This window comes from Terriglobia bacterium (assembly GCA_035712365.1).
Taxonomy (GTDB): Bacteria; Acidobacteriota; Terriglobia; order UBA7540; family UBA7540; genus SCRD01.
Genome location: DASTAW010000029.1, coordinates 82,123 through 108,838, shown reverse-complemented (window position 1 = coordinate 108,838; position 26,716 = coordinate 82,123). Strand labels below are relative to the sequence as shown.

Sequence of the window (26,716 nt, the reverse complement as noted above, 5' to 3'; positions counted from 1 at the left end):
CCACTATGTTAACCCCTTGGGATGCTTTCGCGCAGCCGTTCGTTGCATTTCCGGGTCGCCGGGTCCACGGCCGGAAGCAGCTTGTCGTAGGAAATCAACTCAATTCCCATCTCAGCCACAAGGCCGCGGATGTGCTGGCTGGTGAGGGCTGCAAGCTCCGTTTCCCTCTCGGCGCGGAGCCGGGTGCGCGTTTTCAGGAGTGCCTCGTCCAAGTAGCCCGGATGGCACATCAATTCACTAGTTCCCCTCGGCAGCCCCCGGAGAAGTGTGCCCAGTGTGTTGGTGTTCAGGAAGCCTGTCTGGCTGAGGCCATAGAAACGTTCCGTCCGATGCAGCCCCGCTCCTCTTATCTTTTTCGTCTGGAACGCAGCGAGCGTGGAGAGTGCCCGGCCCAGAACGTATTGCCTGGTCATGCGCATCCACCCACGACGCCGGCGGAGCAGGGGGCCCAGTGCGCTCCAAGCTGGCTCAATGGGGCAGCGGATGCAGCCGATCCCATACTCCCGCGCGAGCTTTACCACGATGCTGAAGACGGGAGGGCCCAAGTGGACGTGTTTGTGGCTATCCAGGTGAGTGATGCGGATCCCGGCCGAGGCAACCTTGTCAATCTGGCTTCGCAGCTCTGTTTCTATATCGGCAAGCCTGACACGGCGCCTCAGAATTTGTCGTATCAGGACGCCCGGGCTGGGATAAAAGGAACTCTCGGAAGTGACAATCGAAGGAACCCTGGAAGGCAGGGAGACCGGGCGGCCTTGCGTCAGATTCAGGTGGACGCCGATGCCCAGGGCTGGTGCAGTTGAACGCGCTGCCACGGCGGAATCGAACGCCATGCCGTTGGCCATCAGCGTCGTGCTGGTGATGATGCCATTGTTGTGGCCGTCCAGTATTGCCCGGTTGATGCCCTCCGTAAGGCCAAAATCGTCCGCGTTCACGATCAGCTTCTTCATTTAGACGCCGTCATAACGGAGGAGCTTTTCTGTGGCTCTTTCTTCAGTGCCATTGAATAGTGGCTCACCAGCACGAGTCCAATAGCGACCCAGAATAGAGTGCGGATCTTCCGGATGATCGCCAGCGATACTCCTTCGACCGCGCCGAACCCCACCGTTCTGAGCACTAATGCTGCACCACCTTCGTCTACGCCAATCCGCAAGGGGACGAATGCGAAGAACAGATTCACAACACGGTTGACGGTCTCAACCATGAAGGCGGCGAACAACGATGTGCGATGCACCGTAAGGCCCAGAATGATCCATGCCTCGATCACCCCGGCGCAGATGGAAAGAATCTCCAGCATCAGCATCAGTGCCACAGAAGCTCTATGGGCGTGCCAGAAATTGTAGACGTTCTCTTCAAACCGGGCCACCTTCTCCCGTCGATCCTGGAGACGGCCCACCCAGCGCCAGTTCAGCTTGTTCAGCCCGTCGAGCGACCTGCTGACCAGGCGATATCGCTTCTTGACAATGAGTACAACCAGGGAGCCTGCAAGGAGCAGGCCCACAAGGGCTGTCAGGATGACTGCTCGAATCGAAGAATGGAGGGGAAACTCCGTGATGAACAGTAAAAGGCCGCTTACTACAAACAGCCCTACGGCGAAGCTGTAAGCAAGGTTCTCAACAACAATTGAGGATGCGCTGTGCTCGGCGGTGACTTGTCTTGAGAGGGCGACACCTTTTACCGTTTCACCAAGCAGCGGCCCCAGGATGGTCAGGTCCGTAATCGCCTCGCCTGCGATACGCATCCCAAAAAGGTCCCGGAAACGTACTCGCCGAGCCTGGTGTTCGATTGCGAAGTACCAGGCCAAGGTCCGCAAAAGATGCCTGACACCCGAAATAACAATCAGCAGAAGGAAGCCCAGGCCAACGTCGTATACGCGAGAGGCAATCACGGCGGGCCCGGTTTCAGCAACCAGAAGCGCAAACAATACCAGGCAAATCAGCAGCATGAGCAGTTTGAGTTTTTGCTTGAACATGGGTTGTAACACTGTGCTCAAAACTGATCTTAAAGCTTGCCGGCACAAAGTCCGCAACTCTGATAAGGACGTATCAACCGCTGCCGCAGTTTCGCCCCGTTCGAACAGGTAAGGTTGAGTAGGCGATAGATCGTAGGAATAAATCATCTCGCCATAATAGTAGTCGCAACGCACTGATCAGTTCCCGCTCATATCCGCTGCCGATTGACCCTGTTGTTGTGGCAATTACCTGATAAACCCCCGACCATCAACGATTTGGCTCTCCACTCATAGTAAACGAGGCGGCCCAAAAAGACGATCCAAAGCAGGTAACTAACACCTGATGAAGCACTTACGCAGCTTGATTACGCATATAACGATGGCCATGCCAGGGGAACCACAAGCCCTCCTGGCCATGGTTCGGCTGCGCTCCAGGCCACAAGGCGCCTAAGGGCTGACCTGACCCATAAAATGCATTAGCAACTGGCGCTTACAGATCAATCAGTTTCCAGGGGGTTCATTGGTCAGGAGCACCTGCCCACCGCTTTGTATAATCATGTGGAGATTGCCAGATCCCACGAGGTTCCGGAAGCGAGGCAGTGCCGAATCGTATGCCACAAGGTAGTATCGTTGATCCAAAAGCCATAGTCTCCTAAAATCTGTGTCATTTATGAACACATTTGGAGCCCCTGGGGCGTAGGAACCGTACTCGAGGTTTGTCACTCTGCCGTTGAGCAGCAATGCTCGGCGGTTGGTGTAAAAGAAAATTGCTGAAAAGGCATAGTACTGGTCGTCTACGATCAATTTCCCCGCTGGGGATCGCTTGAGCGCCTCAGCAACTGGGTGAGAAGACATGTAAGGATCGAAAACTGCCATTGCCATTCTAGCCGCATGAATGAAGAGGACCATCATCAATGCAATGGCGAGAAAGGCCCGTTTCGTTTTCAGAAACCAGGCTCCAATGGCGCCAAGAAGGAAGGCAACTGCTGCAAGTCCCAGAGGCATACGCAAATACGCGAACGACCGCAGGGTAAGGTCCTCCAGATGGCCCAGCGCAAGAGTGTAGGCGGCAGGGTGGCTGGTCAGGGCCGAGGAGATATCGCCCGGTGTCGGGACACCTCGAACTGCTACGAGGACCGCTGCTGCGGCAACCGCACAGAGTCCGGTGAGAACAGCCAAAAACTTCGTCCCGTAACGCAGCCACCGGCTCTTGCCGTCCGTTGCCATGGCGGAACCCAATAGCAATGCAAGAGCGGGGTAGCAGGGCATCGAGTAGTATTCCTGCGTGGTTGAAAACGTGAAAAAGACAAGAACGAATCCAGCCCAACACAGGGCCAGCAGGCGGGCCCGTCCTGGGCGATCCGTGGGTTTGAAGGAAAGGCGCGCCGTGGCCGGAAGGTAAACGGTCCACGGAAAAAGCCAGACAAGGTTGAGCAGCCAGAAATAGAGCCGGGGCACGGTGTTGTAGTCACGCGGAAAGCGCAAATTCAGAAAGCGCAGTAGTTGTTCGTTGATAAAGTAAAACCAAAGGAAGCCGTGATACTCTCCCGGGCCGCTGTGAAGCGTGAAAGCAAAGTACGGCGGGTTCCGAAGCGTAGCGAGTATGTGCCAGGGGGCGGCAATCAGAAGGACCACCGCCGCTCCGCTCCAGGGATGGAGCCTCTGCCAGGTCCGTTTCAGCAACAGTTGGCGCGTCACCAGAAGGTACACGAGGGCCGCGCCGCACGGGAAGACAACGCCGATCAGACTCTTCAGCAGCAGGCCCACGCCCATGCTTGCAGCCAGAATGAATGCCCAAAGGCGCGGATGGGGCTCATCATCGTCAAGGGCGCGCAGAAACGCCAGTAGTGCCAGCCCGATAGTGGCTGTCAGCATGACATCGGGGATGAGAATTCTGGTAAAGAGATAGAGGCCCACGCACGTGGCCAGGCATAAGCCTGCGTAGAACCCCGCTCGGCACCCAAAAGCCCAGACGCCAAACCAGGCGGTCAGAAGGCAAAGTGCGATCGCCGCGAGCGCGATGGGGATACGGGCAGCCCAGTCGTGCACCCCAAAAACAGCATAAGAGGACGCCATGGTCCAATAGACCAAGGGCGCCTTCTCGAGGTATGCAACGCCATCCAGGCGCGCAGTCACCCAATCGCCTGATTCCAGCATATTGCGGGCAATTTGAGCCTGCACCGCATCGACATCGTCCATCAGGGAAGGTGGTGAAATTACGGATCCCAGAAAAATGACTGAGGCAAAAAGAAGGACGATTAGGTAAAGGTAACGGCCTTTTCGAGAGATTCCCGTTGCGGTTCGGATGCCGGTGCTGTCTGGATCTGCCATTTATTTAACCAAAGGAAAAATATCATCAAGCCCCAAAGGTGGAACCCGAAATTTCCACGCCGCTCCATATGCCGGCGGATGAAATCCTGGACGACCTCGGCGCTAAACAGCCCTGTCCGCTTGATGGCGCCGGCCGAGAGCGTATCGTTCAGCAGCTCCCGAAGCGGGCCGCGCAGCCAGTCGTGGGTAGGAATATCCAGGCCAATCTTCTTCCGGCGCAGGACAACGGGCGGGAGCTTGCTTTTCATCAGTTCCTCTAACAGGTATTTCCGCCGGTTTCCACGCACCTTGAGTTCGACCGGAAGAGATGCGCAGAATTCCACAAGCCGGTGGTCGAGGAACGGCGGCCTGACTTCCAGCGCATGCGCCATGCTCATTCGGTCGGTCTTATAGAGGATGTCGTCCGGCAGGTAGCAGATCTGGTCGAGCCAGAGCAAACGATTCAGGCAACCGGGCTTGCTGGATCCTGCGGGAACCTGGCTTAACACTGTGTCGAGGTACTGATCGTCGGCGCCGGCGAAGAATGATTTCTTCTCAGCTTCAGAGAACGTTCCGTTCCAGTGCAGATGGGCCCTTTCAGCCGGAAGAAGCGACCCTTCCAGAAAACGTTTCAATTTGTATTCGAGGCCGATTTTTTCGTCGGAGACGGGCACCAATTGAGCGAGCTTCAAAGCGGCCTGGCGCACGCGCCTCGGAAACCGCCGCGCGAGGCCCGCCCACCGGTCCGCCACGTACGTCAGATAGCCACCCAGAAGTTCGTCGCCGCCTTCGCCGCTGAGGGCGACGGTCACGTGCTGGCGGCTCATTTTGGACAGGCACCAGACCGGAAGCGCGCCGGAATCGGCGCTGGGCTCATCGGAGAAGTATGCGAAATCTTCGATGGCGCTTGCGAGGTCCGTTTCAGGATTCAAATCAAATTCGTGATGATCGGTGCCGTAATGCGCAGAGACTTGCCGGACATAGCCCGTTTCGTCAAAGCTTCGGCCGCGAAAAGTGATCGAGAACGTTTTCAATCTCGAGGGAGTGGCCGCCGCCGCATAGTGCAGGATCGTGGAAGAATCAATCCCGCCACTCAGCCAGATGCCAAGCGGCACATCGGAAATCATGTGCTCGCGCATGGACTCGCGCAGGAGAAAATCCAGTTGTTCTTTGGCGGTTTCCAAAGTCCAGTGCGCCTGTTCCTGAAAGGAAAGCCGCCAGAAGCATCGTGTGCTGATCTGGCCGTCGCGCCATTCGAGCAGATGTCCAGGGGGGAGTTTTTCAACTCCTTCCACGAGCGTCCGCGGGCAGGGCACGTAATTCAGCGAAAGAAAACAGTTGAGCCCCGCCAGGCTGAGCCGGCGCTCGACTTCAGGATGGACAAATAGGGCCTTCAGCTCAGAGCCAAAGAGAACATCTTCGTTCAGGCGGTAAATGTAGAGTGGTTTAATGCCAAGCCGGTCGCGGGCCAGAACAAGTCTCCGGGTCGATTCAGTCCACAGTGCGACAGCGAACATCCCGCGGAGCCGGGAGAAGCAATCCGTATCCCACTCCCGGAACGCCTCGAGGACGGTTTCGGTGTCTGTACGGGACCTGAAGCGATGGCCCAGCCCCTCCAGCTCGTTTCGGAGCTCAGCATGGTTGTAGACTTCACCATTAAAGGCGATGACGGTGTCGCCGTCTTCTGCCACGATAGGCTGGTCGCCGGAGTCAAGGTCGATGATTTTAAGGCGTGTTGCGCCAAGCGCGGCAAGCTCGGACTGATAGACTCCCTGTTGGTCAGGCCCTCTGTGGATCAGCGTAGCTACTGCGTCGCGGATACGCCCGCTGTCAGCTTCAAGTCTCTTACGGGTAAAACCAGTAATGCCACACAAGGGCGTTGCCTCTGCGAATACTAGAAAGCCTTCGACGTCGTCGGAGCCGATCCAGTGTAGCTGGAATGTTTACCTCGGCATAAGAACAAGCAGGTATCTTATCGCTGAATCTCTTCTCCTTGCAATGATCTGGCGTTCGCCGTGAAAGTTGACGAGTCTGCGGACATGCCGGTAGAATAATCAACGGGTCTGTTCGTGCCGAAGTCTTTGTCCCCAAGTCCCCGGCTCGAAACCTAGCCTTAACTTCTAGCGAGAAAACCAGAATGAATGCAAACGATCTCCGGCCACGAATGGTCATCAATCACAACGGCGAGCTCTTTTCTATCCACAAGGCGGAGCACCGCACCCCGGGTAACCTGCGCGCCTTCGTCCAGGCTCGTATGCGGAACCTGCGCACCGGCGCTATGAGCGACCACCGTTTCCGTTCAGAAGACACGGTTGAACGCGCCGTCATCGATGAAGTCGATATGCAGTATCTCTACTCGGACGCGGAAATGTTTTACTTCATGAATACCGGCACCTACGAACAATACCATCTTTCCAGGGAAGTGGTTGGCGACCGGGCGCAATACATGATGCCGGACGTCATTTTGAAAATCGACTTTTACGACGGCCGCCCCATCGATATCTCATTGCCCGCAACGGTTGACCTGAAGGTCGTGGAAACCGAGCCGGGTATTAAAGGCGCATCCGCCACCAATGTCACCAAGGCCGCCAAGATGGAAACGGGCCTGGTGGTCCAGGTTCCTCCATTTATCGACGAAGGTGAAGTTATTCGAATCGATACCTCCAACGGCTCTTACCTTGCCCGTTCTAACTAGTGTAGTGTCTCGTAGGTAGCTTTACAACGAGCCACTTTTTGGAGTATGTGCTCGGCGCTTGATTTCCAGACGAAGGGCCTGGGTTGTTGGTTGTTGTGGTCGAGGTATTCGCGGATGGCGACAACCAGTTCTCTGACGCTGCCGAAGGTGCCGCGCCGAATCCGCTTGTTGGTCAACTCTCGGAACCAGCGCTCCACCAGGTTGAGCCAGGAGGAGCCCGTGGGCGTGAAGTGCAGATGGAATCTCGGGTGTTTCGCCAACCAACTCTGAATCACCGGATGTTTGTGGGTTCCGTAGTTGTCGAAAACCATATGCAGATCAAGTTGTGGTGGAGTTTCCCGCTGAAGGAGTCGGAAGAACTTGAGGAACTCTTGATGTCGGTGCCTGGGCATGCAGTGACCGATGACGGTCCCTTCCAGGACGTTCAGAGCCGCAAAAGGGTGGTCGTGCCGTGACGAGCCGGCGGTAGTTGCCAAGCCAGGCGATGTTGCGCTCAAGGCTATGCCTCATTGTCGCAACCCTTATGCCATAGAATTCCCCCGGGCCAAGAATCACGAAGTTCAGGATACACCTCACCTCCGGGCTGACCCGGGCAGCGACCCAAACAGCCTCCAAGTCAGAAAGATATCTTTACGTTCAGGATGCCAGTGCGGAAGGTTGCGGCGATAAAAAGTCATTGGCCTATCCGTAGCACAGGCACTCTTGCCTGTGTTTTTATCCCATACTCACAGCCAGGAGTGGCTGTGCTACTTCGCCGAGTCCCGCCATTCCCGCTACCGGGGAAAGTCGTCGGCGGTGGAAGGATGATGGCCGCCTTCGCCGGGCGCGGTGAAATACTGCTTCCGGGCCTTTTTCCACTCCACCATACTGAGTCCTGAAGGATCAAACACAATCCGGCCGGCGCGCACCGTCAGGCGAGCGATCAGTTTGGCATTGCCGTCGAGGCGGGCATAGCCGTCGTCGGCATAACTGAAATTTCCGTGCAGTTCCTGCAGCACGGCAATATCGGCGTCGCGGCCCACTGAGAGCGTGCCCAGCTCCGTCCGGTGGATCTCCTTCGCCGGGTCCACCGTCGATTCACGAATCACCGTCGCGAGCGGAACTCCCATCGCCAGGAATTTCGACATCACGTTCACCATGCTGACGGCCTTCCAGGTCATGCTTTCCGTGTGCAGGTCAGTCGAAATCGAGTCCGGCAAAAATCCCTGCTCGACGGCCGGGACGGCGTTGCGGAACCAGAAGCTGCCGCCGCCGTGCCCGACGTCAAAAATCACTCCACGCTTGCGGGCCTCTTCCATGATGGGATTCAGCTTGCCGTTCGACAGGATGATGGGGAACTGCTGCGCGAAGACATGCGTGTGGATGTCGCCCGGACGCATCTTCTTAAGGATCAGCTCCGCATACGACCGCAGGGGCGGGCGCGGCCAGAAATCAACCATCACCGGCACGTTCGCTGCGCGGCCACACTCTTCCGCGCGGTCAACGCCCGTCCACGGCTGATGCTCAGGGTCCCAGGGCAAGCCCGTCCAATAGTGCGCCGTTTTCACGCCGACGATCACGTCGCGATTGCTTTCGACGGTCTCGGCGCACCGCTTCGGGTCCATCTGGTCAACCGTCTGCTCGAGACCGCCGTTCATTCCGTCCGCGACAATGTTCAGGAAGGCCAGCACGCGGACCTGCGAATGCTCCATCACCATCTCTTTTTCGCGCAGGAACGTTGCCGCGCCGGAGCTGCCGGCGTCAACCGCGGTGGTGACACCCGAAGCCAGCATGAGGTCCGGCGGAAATCCGAAGGGCGCCGTGTGCGACCGCGCGCTGGGCGAATACCAGTCGTCCGGCGCGCCTCCATACCCGATGTGGACGTGAATATCGACGAGGCCCGGCGTCACGTAAAGGCCATGGACATCGACCACCTTCCCCGCTTCCGCTGCGGGGATGTCCGGCCCGACAGCGGCTATCTTGCTGCCCACAACCGCCACGTCCATCACCTGGTCAATGTTGTTGGCGGGATCGATCACGTGCCCGCCTTTCAGCAGCAGATCGTAGCGGGGCGCCTGCTGCTGCCCGGACGCGAAGGGAACCGGACCGATCAGGATTGCAATAAAGAAAGCTATTTGCAGAGTTCGTCGGCTTATCATGAGACCCGCTCCGTGGTGGAGGTTAATCACTTCATTAAATCCTGACGTCAAAAAATGCCGGCACAGGTAGCGCCCACCCCGCCAGGGCGGGGTGGGCACGTGCCGATCCCGCTGGGCGCGGGATCGGCGCTACAAAAGCAAGAAAACCGGGAAAAGGCCGCCACGTTGCGACCTCAGCCGCAAAGCACAATCCAGATGTCCCAATCCAGGGGAAGAACTGTACCACAGTCACAAGGAGACTTGTAATGAAACCCTCGCATCCGGGGCTTTTCGGGTGCAGCACAATGTCACAGGCTTGGCTTGCCTCGAGTCCTCTTTCCGGATAAACTGCCGTCCTGGTTTGTGGTTTCGAGATCGATCTTAACGTCCTCATTTGGAAATTTCCCAAGGCAGAAGGCCCGGGGAGGGAATCCATATGCCCAAACTCAATCGGCGCGAATGCATGCAGGGCGCGTTGGCAGCCCTTGCCGCAACCGCTCTACCTTCGGCTGCCAAAGAGGCGCCGGCTCGCGCGGCACAAGACAAAGGAGTGGCCGATGAGGACAAGTTCAAGATCTGCCTGGTGTGTGGCATCGACGATCCGCACAGAGTGAAACTCGCAAAGCAGATCGGCGTCACTCATGCGATTGCCGGGACGGCTGGCGAGCTCAGCCGCGTGCCGCGCTCCCGCTATGTCGATACGGTGGCCAAAATCAAGGCCGACTACGAAGCCGCTGGGCTTACCATCGCAGGCATTGAGAGCCATCCGGTGCCGGCGGAGAAAATCAAGCTCGGGCTGCCGGGGCGCGACGAAGAGATTGAAAACTATATCGCGGCGATCCATGCCATCGGCAAGGCGGGCATTCCGATGGTCTGCTATGACTTCATGGCAGGCATTGACTGGTATCGCACCCGGATGCACCTCCCTGGGCGCGGCGGCTGCAGCACTGTTTCCTTCAACGTCAGCGAGGTTCCCAAAGAGCTCACAAAGTGGGGCCGAATCAGCGAAGAAAAGATGTGGGACAACGTCACCTACTTCCTGAAAGCCGTCATGCCGGAAGCCGAGAAGACGAATGTGAAGATGGCCCTGCACCCCGACGATCCGCCCGTGCCCGAACTGCGCGGCATTGCCCGCATCATCATCAGCCCCGACGCCTACCGCCGCGTGATGAGCATTGTGCCAAGTCCGGTGAACGGCGTGACGTTTGAGATATCGGTTTACTATCTGATGGGCGCAGATCTCGAGGCCGTCGCGCGTGAATTCGGCCGCGAGAAGAAGATCTTTTTCATCCACTCGCGCAACCTTCGAGGCACGCGGAACAATTTTGTGGAGACTTTTCAGGACGACGGCGCCATTGATTTCGGAAAGGTTTATCAGGCGCTCCATGACAGCGGCGTCCACGTTCCGTTGCGTCCCGACCATGACCCGATCCTTGATGGCGAGGTCAACGTCCATCCGGGGTACGGCATACTGGGCAAGATTTTTGGCGTGGGGTATATCAAAGGAATTCTGGCCAGCCGGCACATTCCCTACGTTTAGTGGTCGTTGGCGCCAGCCATTGGCGGCGCACTAATCGAACGGAATTGAACGGCGCCGCAGGGCCAGCCCACGAGAAACTGAGGAGGTGATGGAACGATGTCCAAAGAGGATGCTATGAGGATTAACCGGCGGGGAGTTCTAAAGTCTTCTGCCGCTATGCTCGGCGGCGCGCTTCTTGGCTCGGAAGCCGGAGCGGAAGCGCAGATTCAGCAGCACGTTAATACCAATTCAAGTCCGTCAACCCTGAAGATCACCGACCTTCGCGTCGCAACGGTCGTGAAACCGGGTCCAAGCCCCTGCCCCATCATACGGATTGACACCAACCAGGGTGTTTACGGGCTGGGCGAGGTGCGTGATGGAGCAAGCGCAACCTACGCGCTGATGCTCAAGGGCCGCATCCTCGGCGAGAACCCTCTTCGCGTTGACTACATCTTCCAGAAGATCAAGCAATTTGGCGGTGATGCGCGCCAGGCGGGCGGAGTGGTCTCCATCGAGATGGCGCTGTGGGACATTGCGGGGAAGGTTTACAACGTTCCCATCTACCAGATGCTGGGCGGCAAATGGCGCGACGAGATCAGGATTTACGCGGATACCACCGAATCCAAGGACCCTGGAATCTACGCCCAGCGCATGAAGGCTCGCAAGGAAGAGATGGGCCTGACGTGGTTGAAAATGGACCTTGGGATCAATCTCGTCGAAGATATTCCCGGCACGGTGACGCGGCCTTCCGGACTGAGCAAGTGGGAGGAAGATTTCCAGCCGCATCCGTTCGTCGCGACGGAAGTCACCGACAAGGGCATCGAAAAATTGAGCGAATTTGTGGCAGCCGTGCGCGAGGCGGTGGGCATGGAGATTCCGCTATCCATGGACCATCTGGGACACATCGGGGTCAAGTCTTGCATCCGCCTGGGCGAGGCCTATGAAAAGTTCAACCTTTCATGGATTGAAGATGTGGTCCCCTGGTATTACACCGATCTGCTGAAGCGCATTACCGCTGAGAGTCCTACGCCAACACTCACCGGCGAAGACATCTACCGCGAGGAAGATTTTGAAACCCTTTGCGCAAACCATGCCGTGGATAAAATTCATCCCGACCTTTCATCCTCCGGTGGAATCCTGCGGACCCACCGAATCGGCGATATGGCTTTCAAATATGGGGTCCCAATGGCCATGCACATGGCGGGAACGCCCATTGCCTGTCTGGCCAGCGTCCACTGCGCGGCAGCCACCCGGAACTTTCTCGCCATGGAAAATCACTCCCTCGACGTGCCGTGGTGGCAGGACCTTGTGGAGGGCATTGATAAACCGATCATCCACAGGGGCTATATCACCGTGCCTGACCGGCCCGGCCTTGGCGTGACCCTCAACGAGGATGTCGTCCGGCAGCACCTGAAACCTGGTACAGGCTATTTCGAACCAACCACTCAGTGGGACGAGGAACGCTCCTGGGACCGTTTGTGGAGCTGAGCGAGGGTGCGCTGGAGACGTCCGGGGACGGCGGCTCTTTCTGGCGGAAGGCTGTGCGGCGAATGCACGATGCCCAGTTTCGCGCGCGATGATATACTGAGCAGCCTGCCAGATAACAGGCTGCATTTTTTAATTCCAGAATTGCGTGGAGGTGGCAGCAATGGCCACGAAGTTATCGTCTGATCGGCGAACATTCGTCAAGTGGGCGGTAGCCCTGCCCTTATTGGGGCAGATCGCCGCCCAGGACATGTTTGGCAAGGCCCGGACCGGCGTCAAAAACTTAACTCGAAACCAGGTCCCCACTTATAAGGACCTGGGCGTCCGAACGCTGATCAACGCGCGCGGGACCTGGACTTATCTCAGCGCCAGCCTGGAACTTCCAGAAGTGAAGCAAGCCCAATTGGAAGCAGCCAGGCATTATGTCGACATCAACGAGCTTCAACACGCTGTAGGCCGGCGGCTGGCGGAACTCTCCGGCGCGGAGTCGGGCATGGTGACTTCCGGCGCTGCCGGGGCCATGGCTTCGGCCACAGCCGGTTGCATCGCGGGAACCGACCCACAGAAGATCTGGCAATTGCCGGACACGACCGGCATGAAAGACCAGGTGATCATGTTCGGCGGCCGCATTGCTTTTGACAACGCGATTCGGCTGGCAGGCGGCAAGCTGGTGGTCGTCCATACGCCCGAAGAATTGCAGAGCGCGATCAACGACAAGACCGCCATGGTTTACACCACCCGCCTGGGCGACCCACTCAAGAAAGCATTGGAGATCACCAAGCGCGCGGGCGTGCCTCTGCTGCTGGACGATGCCGCCGGCATTCCGCCCATCTCGAATTTGTGGCTCTATTCACAGATGGGCTGCGATCTCTATTGCTTCAGCGGCGGCAAGGGCCTGCTGGGACCGCAGTGTTCCGGTCTTCTGCTCGGGCGGAAAGATTTGATTGAAGCGGCGCTGGCCAACACGAACCCCTGGGAAGGCGCCGTATGCCGGCCCATGAAAGTGGGAAAAGAAGAAATCATGGGCTGCCTGGCGGCTGTGGAAGCGTGGACGAAATTAGATCCGGACACCCTCTATCGGCAGTGGGACGCGCGGGTCAAGCGGATCGCCAAACTGGTGGACACCGTGCCCGGCGTCAAGACCAATATCTATGTGCCCAAGGGCGGAAACCGCTACCCCACACTGAGGGTCATGTGGGACGAGCAAGCCTGGAAATTCAGCGTGCAGGATTGCGCGAAGAAGCTGAGCGATGGGGAGCCCAGAATCGAAGTCCTGACAGCCAGCAATCCGAGCGGAGTGCTGGCCCGGCTCGATAAAGACTTTATGAGGCCCGGCGCCGACAACCATCTCGAGATCATCTCCATGAGCCTTCAGAATGGAGAAGACCTTATTGTTGGCCGGCGGCTGCGTGAGGTCCTAACGGAAGCGCGCAAGTCGGCCTGAAGCGGGCGTGCTTTGCAGGCGTTGAAATACGGCTGCAAGCGGCCCGCTCAATTTGCCTCTCATTTCACCACCGCTGCAATCCCGTTGATCTCCAGCAGCGAGCGGCCCGGGATGCCGGCCACCGCAACCGTGCAACGGGCCGGCCCGCCGTTAGGGAAGTAGGAATAATAAACCTTGTTCATCCCTTCATAATGTTCCAGGGTGGCCAGGTAGACATTCAGTTGCAGAATGCTGTCCATGGTCCCGCCACCCTCTTCCACAATGCGCTTGATGTTCTCCATCACTTTTTTTGTGTGGTCCTCAATCGTCGCGCCCTCCACGGCCCCGCTGTCATTTGCTCCCTGGCCCGAGATGTAAATCAGCCCGTTGTGCACCATGGGACCGTGATGTCTAGGGCTGGCCTGTGGAGCGGCAGCCTGCGCATCGCCAGCCTGCGCCAGCAGTTTGGGCGCCCCCCATACCGACGCTGCAACCGCCGCCAGATTGGTCAGGAAAGTTCGCCGTTTCTCATTTCGATTGGTGTCCATCGTCTCCTCCTGTTCGTCAGTCAGGTTCATCCTTGTTGGCGGACGACTGCCGCAATGCAACTTATTTCAACCAAAGATTTGCCGGGAATCCCGGCCACCGCAACCGTGCAGCGGGCCGGACCTCGGTTCGGAAAATATGGACGGTAAGCCTTGTTCATGGCGTCGTAAAATTCCAGCGTCGCCAGATACACGGTGAGTTGCAGGACATGGTCCATGTCGCCGCCCGCCGCCTCCACCAGCTTCTTGACGTTGTCCATCGCCCTCTGAACGTGGGTCGTAATGTCCAGCGTCGCCTCCTCCTGATGCTCATTGGCGCCCTGGCCCGCCACGTAGATCAGGCCATCGTGTACAACCACCGGGGAGATCCCTCCCTTGGCAGGCTGGCCATCGTAACCGAGTTTCTGGACTCCGCCCTGGCCCTGCGCGGCAACGCCGGAGAAAGCTGCGGCTGGACCAGCTTCCGCTTTGGGCGAATGCGCCAAATTCGTGACTGGCTCGTGCGTCCCTGGTATATTGAACATGCTGTTCCCTCCTGAGGCTCCCATTGTGAAGCAATACATATGACCTGGGATTGCTAACCCTGAAAAAAGCAACGTTGATTTGTACGGCAGATTCTATAACTTTCGGACGCCAGAATCCAGCACGCGAGTGCTCTTCGGCGCTGAAAAACTCTCCCGGTCATTCCGAGCGCCGATGTTGTCAAGTCAGCCCGAGGAATCTGCTTTGTTTCCAGTCGCACACAACTACAGCAGATTCCTCTCCCGCTCTGCGGGATCGGAATGACAGGCTCTGTTACGGTTCGCAAACCACACGTTCTGAAATATTCGTGCACCGAAAGCAACCGGGTTCCGCCGTCTCAGGGCGGCGGCAGGGAGGGATTCAGGTCCTGCGCTCTCCTGAATTCCGTCGCCGCAGCCTCACCCTGGCCTTCCTTCCTGAGAGCGAGCGCCAGATTGTAGTGCGCCTCCGCCGAATCCGGGTCCAGCCGCAGCGATTGCCGGAATGCCTCGGCAGCCTCATTGACGTTTCCTTGTTCAAGCAGCGCCAGGCCCAGATTGTTCTGGACACCAGCGCTCTCGGGGAATGCCTTGGCCATTGATTTGAATTGTCGAATTGCCTCGTCGAGTTTCCGCATTTTCATGAGCGTCAGGCCAAGGTTGATGCCGGCGTCAACATAGTCAGGCTTCAAAGCAAGCGCCGTGCGGAACTCAGCGGCGGCGCTTGTGGCATCACCCAACCAGGCTTGCGCCAGGCCGCGATTGTAATGCGCTTCTGCAAGATCAGGGGCAACCGCAACGGCCTTGTCAAATTCACCGATCGCCTCCTGACGATCGCCGAGTTCCCACAGCACGCGGCCCAGGCCGATCAGTGCTTCCGGGTAATCCGGCTTCAGGTCAACGGCTTTTTCAAGATTGGCCCGTGCTTCTGCTAAATCTGCTTTCTGTTCAAAAGCCAGACCCTTCAGGTAATAGGCGGCGGGATTGTCTTTCCAGTATTCCAGTGCTGGTGCAAGATCGGCAAGAGCCTTGTCGGGTTCGCGGTCCTTCAGATGATCGGCCGCCGACAAGGTCAGGTGCTTCGCCTGCGCCACCTTGGCTCTGAACTCGCTCAGGCCGGCAATTTCCTGCATCTCCTTCTTCGCTTGTGCCTGCTCTCCGCGACTGCGAATGATCATCGCCCGGTTATAGCGGGCCTGCTCAAAGTCCGGCTTCAAGCGGAGGGCTTCATCCATCTCTTTCAGCGCCTCGTCCGGTTTTCCCTCTGATTTCAGAGCGAGGCCGAGATTGTAATGCGCATCTGCATCCTCGGGAGAAAGGCGAACGGCGGACTGGAATTCCTCAATTGCTTCAGGCTGCTTTCCCTGGCGGCGCAATACAATCCCCAACCGCTCGTGCGCAGGACCAAATTCCGGGCGGATCTGGATGGCCTTCCGATACTCGACCAGGGCATCCTGCGGCTTGCCTTGCTGCTCATAGGTCAGGCCAAGATTGTAATGCGCTAGAGGGTCTTGTGGCGACAGCGCAACCGCCTGCTGAAGCTCATTTGCAGCGCCCGCTAGCTCCTGGTCCTTTGCCAACGCCAGTCCCAGCGCAAGGTGCATGGGTCCGGAATCAGGTTTCAGGCGGACGGCGGCCTTGTAGGCGCTGATTGCCTGGTCAAGCTGGCCGATCTTTTCAAGCGTTGCTGCCAGGTTGTATTGCGAGTCAGGAAACTGCGGCCAGAGTTCACTGGCGCGGCGGAATTTCTCTATGGCGGAGGCGTAGTCAGACTTTTTGGCGAGACCAATGCCATCTTTATTTAGCTGAACAGCCAATTGCTGGTCTGCGTTGGAAGGCCCCTGGGTCTGGGCCCGGGAAGGCGTGCTGTAAAATATCAGCCCTGAGGGCAGCAGAAAAAGCAGACCGCGCCAGAAGGTTCTCCTGATGCGGCCAGTCCCACCCAAAGCACCCGGCATTACATTTCCTTCACCATGGGGAAAACCGGGCAGCGCGACTGCGAACATGCTGTGGCCGCTACGCAGCCCGGCTGGAAAGCGTCTTCAAATGCCCCGGTCAGAAGCTTAGCTTCATGCCCATCTGGATGATGCGAGGGGCGCGGGCGCTTGTGACCTGGCCGAAGGTGCTCGACGTAAAGCTGCCTGAGGGATTGTAGAACTGAGCGTGGTTAAACGCGTTGAAGAATTCAGCGCGGTACTCCAGCCCAACTCTCTCGGTAAACTTGAAGTCTTTATGCACCGCCATGTCGAAGTTGATAATTCCGGGGCCGTGGAAGAAGGCCCGTCCGGCGTTGCCTGGAACACCGAGAATCTTGTTGTTGGGGTCCCTGCCGTACTCAGGGAAGAAAGTGTCCGGCGAGAACCACTGGTTGTTTTCAGTCTTTCTGGGATCGAAGGTCTCAATGGATTGCCCAGTCCAGTTCGGCCGGTCTACGCCCGAGCATCCGCAAAGCGAGTAGTCTCCTCCGCTACTCATACCGATCGGGAAGCCCGTCGTCAGCCGCGTAATTCCTGAAAATATCCACCCGCCCAGCACTGCTCTCCCGATTCCCGCAGACGGGCCTGGCAGCGCCCAGGTGTAGCTGAAAACGAAGTTGTGTGCAATGTCGTACGAGGAGAGACCTCTGCTCAATTTTGCGTTAAACGGATTGATATTTTGCGCAAACGCCGAGGAATCATCAATGGATTTTGACCAGGTGTAAGCGCCAAGAAACTGCACGGCGCCCACCCTTTTCTCCATCGTAACTTGCAGGGAATTGTATGCGGAATTGGCAATCGTTGCTGTGTAGTTGTTACTCCCGAAGTCCAGTATGGCGCCCAGGCCCTGTCCGAATGCGAATCGGCCCGAAGTCACCGAATGGGAACGCGTCCCGTATTGAAAGTTTCCTCCGTTCAGGGCGTATGTGGAGTCTTCACCATTTCGATCGCAACCCGGTGTCGCCAGACAGACGGCTGCGATACCTGGATTTGCCGAATAACCGGCTATCAGGTGATGCCCGTTTGTCCCTACATAGGCGAGAGTCATGAGCGTCGAGCCGCCAAACTGTCGCTGGATGCTGAAGTCATAGTGCTGTGAGTAAGGAAGCTTGTTGTTCAGATCAAATCCGGGAGAACTCGCGATAGGCTGTAGCTGCGCCCAGTTGATGGTTTGCGGATTGGGAACCGTAAAGGGGAACCGCTGGCCGGGGCCTCCCGGGGTTGCGCGGTTTTTATACGGAAGGTCATAGTAAACCTGCGTGGGACTCACGTAAAACAGACCTGCCGGAACATCACCTACCTCGAAAAACTGGGTGAGGTCTTCGACGTTCGTGTAGTAAATGCCATAGGAGGCGCGGATGCTGGATTTGCCGGGGCCGCCAAAGACCTTGCCTATCAGGCCGCTGCTGAAACCGGGAGAGTATGCGACGCCGATCCGGGGCGCGAAATTCTTGTAATCGTTGGGAGCCAGACCTTGGGCGACGCCCGGATCTCCAGGACACAGCCAGCCCTTGGGCGCAGTCGGATATATCGTCGACTGGACATTATAGTTAATCGCCTGGATTCTGCAATTGCTCGGGGTCCTATTTAACTTGTCACGGAAGAAGGTGCTGGTTTCCCACCTTAACCCGTAATTGAGCGTCAAGTTCGATTTCATCTTGTAGCTGTCTGCCACATACAGCGCGCCGTATTCTGATCGTGAATCCAGAAACTGCCTGCTGGATTGGATAAACCCCACCGGCGCCCCAATCAGAAAATCGGCAAAGTCGCTGCCCGTTTCCGAGCCATCGAAATCAAAGACGCCGTTCTGGGCGTAAGTGTTTCTTTCGTTGATCTGGAACCGCTGGTAGTTGCCTCCGAACTTTATGGTGTGTCTTCCCCGGACCGAGGAGAAGCTATCGGACACCTGATAGGTGTTGTTAAACTGGCCGGTTGTGCCGTCCGGCAGACCGAAGCTGACTCCCGTGTTGTCAAGCGTGGTAAGAGGGACACCCTGAAGGCTCGGCACCACAGGAATGATGCCTAAACCTCCCGTGACGAATCCCAGCGAGGACAGGTCCGACACCAAGCCTCCCTGGGGCTGGCGCTGGGTCATGGCGGTGCGGAAGAAAGCGGCGTGGGCTTCATTCACATTCCTCGAACCGAATGTGCGGGTATTGCTGAGGACGGTTTGCATCGCCTGCTGGGGAGTTGAAGCAGCGAAACCCGGAACGTTCGCCGCAGGGAAAGGATCCAGCAGGTTGGTGTTATCAAGCGCATAGTACAATGACCAGCGGCCATAGCCTGCGGTATCAAGGTCTCCACGCGCGGAGAATTTATCGTCACGCAAGTGCTGTTTTTGAGACGTCGTCGAGAACGTCGCACCGCCCAGGCCGGGAGTTGGCTCGGGAATAAATTGCTCGAGTGCAAGGGAAGGCGCCGACCAGGCGCTCTGGGGAATGATGCCACCGGGGAAAACACAAGCCGCGGTACTCGCGCAGCCAGGAGTGTAATACGGTTCCCCGTCATTCACGGTATAACCCAGTCGGGCGCTCAAGACGTCGTTCAGACAACCATTCCCCGGAGCGCACCCCTTGACGAGCGAAGGCGAAAACTTGCTAGGATTCGGATCAAGCAAGTCAGCCACATTGCCTGCCCGCTGATCGGCAGTAGGCACCGAGATCGAGCCGGTTGAAACTCCGAGAGACTGGCGCGTTCCCTGATAATCGCCGAAAATGAAAAGCCGGTTCTTGATGATCGGCCCGCCAATGGTGCCTCCAAACTGATTCCTCTTAAATGCTCCGCGGTCCGGATCGAAGAAGTTACGTGCGTCGAACTTCTCGTTGCGAACGAACTCAAACCCGGAACCGTGCCATTCATTCGTGCCGCCTTTGGTCACCACGTTGACAATCGCTCCGGAATACTGGCCATATTCTGCCGAGCCGGCGTTGGTGATCACCTTGAATTCCTCGATCGAATCCAGATTGGGGACGAGGCCGGCGCCATTGTTTCTCCCCTCTTCCACGCTGCCGCCATTCAGCATGAATCCGTTGGCAGCTTCCCTGCCTCCATTTACCGAGAAGTTTCCGGAGTTGCCAGTGCCTGCCACCGGGCGATCCTGCAATGATCCCTGGGTGGTTTCCGGCACGACGCCAGCCTGGAGACCGAGCAGATCGATGTAGCTGCGGCCGTTGAGCGGCAGAGAGAGCATTTTGCGGCTCTCGATCACGTCGCCCATGGAAGTATTTTCGGTGGCTACCTGGACCGCCTGGGCCGAAACTTCCACCGACTGCTGTTCGCTACCGATGGCGAGCTTGGCATCGACGCGCAGGGCCTGATTGATGAGCAGAGTGATTCCACTCTGCACATAAGTCCTGAAGCCCTTTGCCTCCACCGTAACGCTGTAGTTTGAGCCAACCGGCACCACAGGGAAGCCATAGACCCCGCTGGAGTTTGAGGTGGTTTTCGTCACCGAGCCCGTCTCACCGTTACGCAGGGTAACATTGGCCCCCGGAACGGCAGCACCCGACGGGTCCGTTACCGCGCCGGAGACGGACCCCGTGTCCGTCTGCGCTCGCAACTGCGGAACCACAGCGACCATCGTCAAAGCCAAAACAACCAGCATGACCTGAGAGAATCGCCCCTGTTTCATTGTGAGGTTCCTCCTCCTGTATCTGAATCAGTCTACTTCGCTGTCTGCACCCAGCGTGAAGCACTCGGGCGACCCGCCTGTACACACCCGCTGCTCATCGAATTCAACGGACGGTTATCAGCCTCGGCCACGCTGAATACATCCGAGACGGACCTTATGCAGGGCAAGTTCTCACGCCGCGAAAGTGAATGGAAACCGAGCAGCGTGAAACACAGAGCCCTTCCCGACGCAGGAGATCCCGCAGACCAACTCGCTGCAACGTGATGCACCCTTCCCGGCGGCGCATGATCGGCGTACAGCCTCGGCGCCCTGGAGAACAGCACCTCACGTCAGCCCGCAAGCGGCTCATCTATTAGCGCATAGAAGTGAAACACGCACCATCGAAAGAAAACTGCATCCTGTCATTAAATTAAATGTGGGAGGATAGGATCGAGCGCAACAACCCGTTTGGCATCCTGCCTGATGGGGCTTCGCAACACCAGAACAACCCTCCCATAGTATGGAATTTTCGACAGGATAATATCAGTTCGTTACGTCTCAGAGGTACCACTGGTGAGTTGGCGATGTCAAGCGAAATCTACCGAGGTTTCATGGCTTTTGCGCCCTCCTCCGGACTATGGCGCCTGATTGAGAAAATCCGATGGCCATGGCTCGATTGGTCTAACATTAGGCGCATGGTGTGGCATCGGCGTCTAAAGAATTTTGCTTTGGCTGTGCTCGTCGCAAGCCTCGCCGCCGCTTCGCCTTACTCTGCCAGGCAGACCAGCGGGGCAGCATCCCAATCCGCCCTCGCCCATCTCGACCAGGCAAGTAAGTATCTGGCGCAGAAGGACTTCGACCGTGCCAGAGCGGAACTCGAATTGGCCGTCCGGATTGACCCGGCAAACGCCAAGGCTTACGAGCTGCTGGGAGAGGTTGAGTTCCAGAGCGGCAACACGGCAGGGGCGATCGCGGCCTTTGAATACGCCGTTAAAATGCAACCGAATGATTTCAGCTCTCATTACGGGCTTGGCATGGCGCTCCTGCGAAACAAAGAAGCCGGGGAAGGACTTCGGGAGCTCCGGGTTGCCGTGTCCCTGCGCCCGAACGACCTCAACGCAAATTACAACCTTGGGGTCGTCCTTCTGGACGAAGGCAAGCCGGATGAGGCCATTGAGCACTTGCTCAAGGCCCAGACGCCCGGTGAGAGCAGGCCCGAGGTTGCTTACAATCTGGTCCGCGCGGAACTGGCGGCAAACAGGCTTGATGAAGCCAGGGCGGAGGCCAGGAAAGCGGCGATGCCTTTGGACTCGGACTTCAACTGGCAGGCGGCCGTTGGCCAGTTGTTCCTGGAAAACCACGAGGCCGACGACGCCGTCCCATATCTCTCACGAGCGCACGCTCTGCGGCCTGACTCGACGGAATTCCGGCACGCGCTTGCGGTGGCTTACCTGGAATCGAAGCAGCCTCAGCAAGCGATCGCACTCATCAAAAGCCCTGAGACGGCGGAAGATTATTATCTCCTGGCCGGGGCGAAATATCTGTTGCGGGAATACGCCGTCGCGGCTAAGGATGCGACCACGGCGGTCAGCATGGACCCCAGCCAGCCTCAGTATCTGTTGCTCGCCGCTCGAATTGATCAGCACCTTGGCCAGCACGACTCCGCGCTCTCGCTGCTGGAAAAGGCCATCAAGCTGGCCCCGAAGTGGCCGGACCCGTATTACAGCGCCGGGGTGAGCCTCTATTGCGAAAAGCGATACCCAGAAGCGCGGAAGTACCTCCAGGAATCGTTTGAGCTTCAGCCCGATTCCGCCCGTGCGCTTTTCCTTTACGCGGTCAGCCTCGCCAGTGAAGGGAACAATCAGGAAGGCGAGGCGTATCTCCGCAAAGCGGTTGAATTGAGCCCGGGCAACGCGCACTTCCGGTACTACCTGGGCGAAATTCTGATGCGGCAGGACCGCCTTGCCGATGCCGAAGCGGTTTACAGGCAGGCCATTAGCGTCGATCCGAAATACGCGCCGCTCCACTACCAGCTTGGAAAACTCCTGCTGCGGAGCAATCATCCTGACCTGGCAGCCCAGGAAACCGAAAAAGCAATCAGCCTCGATCCCAGTCTGGCCCAGGGCTATTATCAGCTCGTCCAGGCTTACAACAGGCTGGGCGAAAAAGAGAAGTCCGCACGCGCGGCCGCCGCCTTCGCCAAACTCAAGAAGCAAAATATCAGCGACAGAGAAGTCTTTTACGAGGGTGTGAAGAAAGAGCTGGGGCTGCCCTGAGTTGTATCAGTTGCCTTGCGCCTGCTTGCACAGGCGCTTAATGAGGATTGCATAATAGAGCGAGGAACTTCAGTGCCGCCGGGACGGCGGCGCTACAAACGAACTTGTCACCATATTTTGCAATTCTCAGTAGGACTGTTGCCGCTCTCCAGCTTCAAGCCTGCCCCGCAGCACGGTGATGGAAGCTTTCGGCAATGTGAAACGCGCGTCCGGGCCGCCAGGAACAGTCGCGCGTCGGGGCGGATCGTCCGGGTCGGCGTGGGAGTCCGGTCCCGTTGAATGCCAGACGTATTGTTCGCTGCCGTACGTCACCACCTGGACCTGACCCGCAAAATGGCTCACCCGCCCGCTTTCTGAATCCTCAAACGCCACCTGAATCGTCCGGGCATTATTCTGGTCTTTGTTAATCAGCAAGATTGCCCAATCGCTGTCCGGCCGCTGCAGCGCATAGCTCGTAATCAGCGCGTTTCCCGCGGCATCCGGCACGGTCCCCACAACTCGAAACATGTGGTGAACGCCCGAGTGATGGGACGCCCATTCCAGGTTGATCAGATGGCTGGCGTAGTACTCCGCCGTATATCCTTTGATCTTAAAATTGGAGTCGCAAACGAAGTTGCTCCAGGTGCCCCATCCGCGGCACCCATGGTTGGGCGCCTGAGGCTGGATGGGCGAATGGAAATAGGCGCCGCCGCCCTCGAGAAAGAAGCTGCCGACGCTGTCGGCCAGCCAAAGACCAGAGAAGATGTCCGACATATACGGCGTCATCTCCCAGGAAACATTGCTCTCCGTATTCATCAGCGGTACGCCATCCGGCAGACCGTCATCGCGCAGCGCCTGGAGGCAGCTTCGCGTCAGTTCCGGCTCGCGATAGAGATCCGCCCAGTTCACCGAACATGGATCAAAGGGATAGTGTTCAAAGGAGACGAAGGTGAGGTCCTGAATTCGCCCGCGCGCCTTGAGGTAATCCAAAAAGCGCCCGAACCAGGAAGTCCGTCCCTGCACGTCCGGCCAGACGGAAATGTCCTGGTTGATGCCCTGAAACACCGGCCCGCCAAGCTTGATGTCAGGATCAACCTTGTGGATGGCATCAGCGAATTGCAGATAGAGAGCAGCGTAATCTTCGGGCATGTAATATTGCCCGTCGCATTCTTCGCCCATCTCAACCCGCCCGACAGGATAACCTCGTTTCTTGAGATATGCGATCTGGGCTGCGGCGTCTTCCGGAATGCTGTAGAGAATAGCCACGGGGATGATGGCCGGCAGCTTGTTCGTGATCCCGCTGGTGAAAAACAAATCAAACCCGGTCTGCGAGCCGTGAGGATTCAGGTCAGAAGCGGAATGCCAGGGGTCCGTCGAGGAACAGTAGGTTGCCGTCTGGCTGGCGTCAGGGGCGTGTTTCACCAGGTCGACAAAGGTTCTATCATCCTGTAGTGTGCCTGCATATACCTGATGGATCGCATAGCCAAGCCGGTCGCGCGGATCGCCGGTGGCAGACGGTCCCGGGCCATTAGCGGACTTCGTCATCACGACCCGAATCCAACGTGTTGCCACTGGCGACCGGGAAAGCTTCAGCGTCACTCGCCCACCGCTTCCGTCACGCACTTTGCCATAGGTGAAAAGGTTCCAGCGCCCCGAGGCTTGCTGCGCAACCCCTCCGCCGCCCGCAGTATACTGGCCCTCCCAGCTCATGGGGTCGTTGCCGGTCCAGTATTGCACGTCGTAAGCACTCGCATACGGGTTGCCCCAGTCGATGCGAATGGCATTCACTTTGTGCATCGCAGCAAGGTCCAGGATGATCCACTGGGGATGCAGCGCGTCATCCTCTCCGGTATAGGTCCGCGTCAGGTAGGGATTGCTCTTCCAGAAGGTATCGGAATCGCCGTCCGTCAGCCGCGAGTAGCCTCGGGCGGCCCCTCCGTTGCTGGTGGTGCCGCGGCGCGGAAGCGGATAGCCAAACGAATTGCGCAAAGACTCTTTGGGCGTTGCATTGCCGGTAAAGTACCCTTGCCGCTTGCCAGGGTCACTCCACTCGCCGTCCGAATTCCAATGCCAGGCTTCAATCGCCAGTTCGGTGTGGAGGCGGTAGGTAATGGGTCCCCAGCCCGCGGAAAGGCACTCACGAATAATTTCAGGAGTGTAGATCTTTTCGATGATCGATGGGGACAATTCGTCCATCGAACTTCCCAGGCTTTCATCAGGGTCAAAAGAGTTCACCACATGGCCTGGATTTACGTCAACGCGGAGCAGCGTTGTGTTAGAGATCGCTTCACCTCCGCTGCTTTGGCCGATCGCCGGTTCGGCGGAAGCCACGCCAGACAGCGACGACAGCGCGGCAGCTCCTGCCGTGCCGGTCAGAAACCTGCGCCGCGACATGCGAGGCTGGAGAACACTGTCATCAGCGTTTTTCATTGCTGAATGGCTCCGTTCGAAATCGCGGCAGACCCGGATGAAAACTGACAATGATCGCGATTGGGACTGCTGCCCTGTTCAATAAAGGTGGGATATCTCTGCCGTGCTAAATCAAACGATCAAGTTCTATTTTGGAACTGGCATCCTCAGCTTCGATCCACGTTTGGCCGCGTAAGCATTGAACTCTTCAATCATCTGCGGCGTCCATCGGCCGTCGATTTGCCCAGGGCTGTACTTCTTCTCCCGCAGCATCATAAATCCCCAATCATCGACCAGGTGGTCCATTTCCGCGTGGTCCGCCACCTGCTCCGCCAGTTGCGGCGGGATAAACGTGATCCCTTCCGGATCGCTCACCGCGATGTCCCCCGGCATGACGGTCGCCTGCCCCATGCGGATGGGCACGTTGATTCCCATCAGCGTCACGTTCCGCAAAGCTGATGGGTCCGTCCCGCGGCAAAAAACCTCGAACCCTTTCATCTCCTCGATCTCGGCCGTATCGCGGATCGACCCATTCACGATGATTCCGTTATGGGTCTTTGTGTACACCGAGGTGGCCAGGTTCCCCCCGATGATCGTCCCGTCCTTGATTTTCCCAAACAGGTCCACCACCATTACGTCCCCCGGCTGCAGCCGGTTGATGATCCAGGAATTCTCGCCCTGAACTGATTCCCCTTCCTTCTTGCCATTGGCACGGATTACCGAATCCAAGTCGGGCCGAAACGGCATGAACACCGCCGTCACCACGCGTCCCACCAGCCTCTGCTTCTGCGGGTTGACTACCGTCCACCCAGACTCAAACTGGTTGTGATATCCCGCGCGCTGCAGCACTTCCCAGGCTTGTTCCGCCGTCACGTCCTGCAAGCGCTGCAGCATGGAATCGGGCACGTCCGGACGTCCGTCGGCAAACCGCGCCCCGTGCCAATCCGGCGTAAACTCGATGAGTTGCTGATGAGAAAACATTCCAAGCTGGCCATAAGCGGGAATCGCAAAAAAGGAAGAACTCAGGACGAGCACGATGCCGAAGAAAATCCTAGCGCCCCTGCGTTGAATCATGGTTCTCTGTTCTCCCTTCGCTTTGGTCATTCGATCAAGCCTGCCGGAGTCGAACAGCAAAAGCTTCACCAGACTTGCGGGTTATGGAGTGCGGCGGCTTGCCGCCGCTTTGCGTTCGGGCCATTCGCTGGCGCCCCAATTTTCGGCCTCTCACAACGGCCTGGCCTTGCGTAATGGGAATTACTACACTAGCGCGGCTTTACGGCGATAGCGGAGATTTCAATTTTTGCGCCATTCACCAGCTTGGCCACCTGCACGGTTGTACGCGTGGGTTTGGGATCGGGGAAAAACGTCTTGTAGGCGTTGTTCATCTTCCCGAACTCATTAACGTCCGACAGATAGACGTTCACGGCCACCACGTTGCCCATGGTCATCCCTCCGCCCTCGACGATTTTCTGGATCAACTGCAGGGCGGCCCGGGTCTGGCTCTCAATATCCGGCGGAAGCTTTCCGTTGGCGTCGGTTCCCTGCGTACCCGCCACGTAAAGGGTATTACCCACAAGAATTCCATTGCTGAACGGCAACCCTGCCGGAGTTCCCGGCGGGTTGATGGCCTGCACATGTTCGGCGGGCATCTGGGCAGCCGCCTCCGCAGGCTGTTGGTTACTTGGCCCCGCACAGCCAAACGTTATCGCTGCCACCGAAGCAATCGCCAGGACAATCGTCGCTTTCTTCATTTCCTCTCCTTGGCCGGCGCCATGAAAGATCCACCCGCGGTCGGCACGCGAGGGGTGTTCCCGCGTCTCAATCTCGACTGGTGAATCACACCGGAAGTTTGGATTTATTCGACCCCCACTTATACGCGAGAACCGGGCTTGTTGCAATTGTTTTGTGTAGCTACAAAGGTCGA

Annotated in this window: 17 protein-coding genes and 1 pseudogene; 5 read left to right on the top strand and 13 right to left on the bottom strand. The window is 57.8% G+C overall.

All coding sequences use genetic code 11. The annotated features are described in order from the left end of the window. Positions 1–8: 8 nt before the first annotated feature. From VFQ24_08370 to asnB, 4 genes are all read right to left on the bottom strand, one after another. Positions 9–947 carry a ChbG/HpnK family deacetylase gene (locus VFQ24_08370; protein ID HET9178357.1) on the bottom strand — a complete coding sequence of 313 codons (939 nt, stop codon included), beginning with the start codon at positions 945–947 and terminating at the stop codon, positions 9–11. Then, positions 944–1,981 carry a lysylphosphatidylglycerol synthase domain-containing protein gene (locus VFQ24_08365; protein ID HET9178356.1) on the bottom strand — a complete coding sequence of 346 codons (1,038 nt, stop codon included), beginning with the start codon at positions 1,979–1,981 and terminating at the stop codon, positions 944–946. Before VFQ24_08365 ends, VFQ24_08370 begins: the two co-directional genes overlap by 4 nt. Positions 1,982–2,449: 468 nt before the next feature. Continuing rightward, positions 2,450–4,279, bottom strand: a complete 1,830-nt coding sequence (locus VFQ24_08360) for a glycosyltransferase family 39 protein (protein ID HET9178355.1) — start codon at positions 4,277–4,279, stop codon at positions 2,450–2,452. Next, positions 4,207–6,132, bottom strand: a complete 1,926-nt coding sequence (asnB, locus tag VFQ24_08355; protein HET9178354.1) for an asparagine synthase (glutamine-hydrolyzing) — start codon at positions 6,130–6,132, stop codon at positions 4,207–4,209. Before asnB ends, VFQ24_08360 begins: the two co-directional genes overlap by 73 nt. Before the next feature lie 263 nt (positions 6,133–6,395). Between asnB and efp the strand changes: the two genes are divergently transcribed. Next, positions 6,396–6,953, top strand: coding sequence for an elongation factor P (efp, locus tag VFQ24_08350; protein ID HET9178353.1), 558 nt, complete (start codon positions 6,396–6,398; stop codon positions 6,951–6,953). Here efp and VFQ24_08345 read toward each other — a convergent pair. Then, positions 6,950–7,390, bottom strand: a pseudogene (locus tag VFQ24_08345) (IS630 family transposase). The gene efp and the pseudogene VFQ24_08345 sit on opposite strands and share 4 nt — an antisense overlap. A gap of 336 nt (positions 7,391–7,726) precedes the next feature. After that, a complete protein-coding gene (locus VFQ24_08340; protein HET9178352.1) occupies positions 7,727–9,091 on the bottom strand; it encodes an amidohydrolase/deacetylase family metallohydrolase in 1,365 nt (454 codons plus the stop codon). Between the two features lie 415 nt (positions 9,092–9,506). Between VFQ24_08340 and VFQ24_08335 the strand changes: the two genes are divergently transcribed. The 3 genes from VFQ24_08335 to VFQ24_08325 all read left to right on the top strand — a co-directional run bounded on the left by VFQ24_08335 (position 9,507) and on the right by VFQ24_08325 (position 13,518). Continuing rightward, positions 9,507–10,610 carry a mannonate dehydratase gene (locus tag VFQ24_08335; GenBank protein ID HET9178351.1) on the top strand — a complete coding sequence of 368 codons (1,104 nt, stop codon included), beginning with the start codon at positions 9,507–9,509 and terminating at the stop codon, positions 10,608–10,610. Positions 10,611–10,706: 96 nt separating this feature from the next. After that, a complete protein-coding gene (locus tag VFQ24_08330) occupies positions 10,707–12,077 on the top strand; it encodes a mandelate racemase/muconate lactonizing enzyme family protein (protein ID HET9178350.1) in 1,371 nt (456 codons plus the stop codon). 160 nt (positions 12,078–12,237) lie between these two features. Beyond that, positions 12,238–13,518 carry an aminotransferase class V-fold PLP-dependent enzyme gene (locus VFQ24_08325; protein ID HET9178349.1) on the top strand — a complete coding sequence of 427 codons (1,281 nt, stop codon included), beginning with the start codon at positions 12,238–12,240 and terminating at the stop codon, positions 13,516–13,518. Between the two features lie 59 nt (positions 13,519–13,577). Here VFQ24_08325 and VFQ24_08320 read toward each other — a convergent pair whose 3' ends face one another. The 4 genes from VFQ24_08320 to VFQ24_08305 all read right to left on the bottom strand — a co-directional run bounded on the left by VFQ24_08320 (position 13,578) and on the right by VFQ24_08305 (position 20,149). Next, positions 13,578–14,045: a RidA family protein gene (locus tag VFQ24_08320; GenBank protein ID HET9178348.1), complete on the bottom strand. Its 468-nt coding sequence runs from the start codon at positions 14,043–14,045 to the stop codon at positions 13,578–13,580. Positions 14,046–14,071: 26 nt separating this feature from the next. Further along, positions 14,072–14,566: a RidA family protein gene (locus VFQ24_08315; GenBank protein ID HET9178347.1), complete on the bottom strand. Its 495-nt coding sequence runs from the start codon at positions 14,564–14,566 to the stop codon at positions 14,072–14,074. A 335-nt stretch (positions 14,567–14,901) separates the two neighbouring features. Further along, positions 14,902–16,500, bottom strand: a complete 1,599-nt coding sequence (locus VFQ24_08310; GenBank protein HET9178346.1) for a tetratricopeptide repeat protein — start codon at positions 16,498–16,500, stop codon at positions 14,902–14,904. 97 nt (positions 16,501–16,597) lie between these two features. Then, a complete protein-coding gene (locus VFQ24_08305; protein HET9178345.1) occupies positions 16,598–20,149 on the bottom strand; it encodes a carboxypeptidase regulatory-like domain-containing protein in 3,552 nt (1,183 codons plus the stop codon). Positions 20,150–20,862: 713 nt separating this feature from the next. Between VFQ24_08305 and VFQ24_08300 the strand changes: the two genes are divergently transcribed. Beyond that, a complete protein-coding gene (locus VFQ24_08300) occupies positions 20,863–22,404 on the top strand; it encodes a tetratricopeptide repeat protein (protein ID HET9178344.1) in 1,542 nt (513 codons plus the stop codon). 126 nt (positions 22,405–22,530) lie between these two features. On the opposite strand, the gene VFQ24_08295 is transcribed toward VFQ24_08300, so the two are convergent. From VFQ24_08295 to VFQ24_08285, 3 genes are all read right to left on the bottom strand, one after another. After that, positions 22,531–24,813: a discoidin domain-containing protein gene (locus VFQ24_08295; GenBank protein ID HET9178343.1), complete on the bottom strand. Its 2,283-nt coding sequence runs from the start codon at positions 24,811–24,813 to the stop codon at positions 22,531–22,533. A 126-nt stretch (positions 24,814–24,939) separates the two neighbouring features. After that, on the bottom strand, positions 24,940–25,866 hold the full coding sequence (locus VFQ24_08290) for an RraA family protein (protein ID HET9178342.1): 927 nt from the start codon (positions 25,864–25,866) through the stop codon (positions 24,940–24,942). Positions 25,867–26,054: 188 nt separating this feature from the next. Continuing rightward, a complete protein-coding gene (locus VFQ24_08285) occupies positions 26,055–26,543 on the bottom strand; it encodes a RidA family protein (GenBank protein HET9178341.1) in 489 nt (162 codons plus the stop codon). Between the last annotated feature and the right edge of the window lie 173 nt (positions 26,544–26,716).

Coding starts and splice junctions, on each gene's coding strand:
- VFQ24_08290 (HET9178342.1), bottom strand. CDS start 25,866: ATGATTCAACGCAGGGGCGCTAGGATTTTCTTCGGCATCGTGCTCGTC.
- VFQ24_08310 (HET9178346.1), bottom strand. CDS start 16,500: ATGCCGGGTGCTTTGGGTGGGACTGGCCGCATCAGGAGAACCTTCTGG.
- VFQ24_08315 (HET9178347.1), bottom strand. CDS start 14,566: ATGTTCAATATACCAGGGACGCACGAGCCAGTCACGAATTTGGCGCAT.
- VFQ24_08335 (HET9178351.1), top strand. CDS start 9,507: ATGCCCAAACTCAATCGGCGCGAATGCATGCAGGGCGCGTTGGCAGCC.
- efp (HET9178353.1), top strand. CDS start 6,396: ATGAATGCAAACGATCTCCGGCCACGAATGGTCATCAATCACAACGGC.
- VFQ24_08340 (HET9178352.1), bottom strand. CDS start 9,091: ATGATAAGCCGACGAACTCTGCAAATAGCTTTCTTTATTGCAATCCTG.
- VFQ24_08305 (HET9178345.1), bottom strand. CDS start 20,149: ATGAAACAGGGGCGATTCTCTCAGGTCATGCTGGTTGTTTTGGCTTTG.
- VFQ24_08330 (HET9178350.1), top strand. CDS start 10,707: ATGTCCAAAGAGGATGCTATGAGGATTAACCGGCGGGGAGTTCTAAAG.
- VFQ24_08295 (HET9178343.1), bottom strand. CDS start 24,813: ATGAAAAACGCTGATGACAGTGTTCTCCAGCCTCGCATGTCGCGGCGC.
- VFQ24_08320 (HET9178348.1), bottom strand. CDS start 14,045: ATGGACACCAATCGAAATGAGAAACGGCGAACTTTCCTGACCAATCTG.
- VFQ24_08285 (HET9178341.1), bottom strand. CDS start 26,543: ATGAAGAAAGCGACGATTGTCCTGGCGATTGCTTCGGTGGCAGCGATA.
- VFQ24_08325 (HET9178349.1), top strand. CDS start 12,238: ATGGCCACGAAGTTATCGTCTGATCGGCGAACATTCGTCAAGTGGGCG.
- VFQ24_08370 (HET9178357.1), bottom strand. CDS start 947: ATGAAGAAGCTGATCGTGAACGCGGACGATTTTGGCCTTACGGAGGGC.
- VFQ24_08360 (HET9178355.1), bottom strand. CDS start 4,279: ATGGCAGATCCAGACAGCACCGGCATCCGAACCGCAACGGGAATCTCT.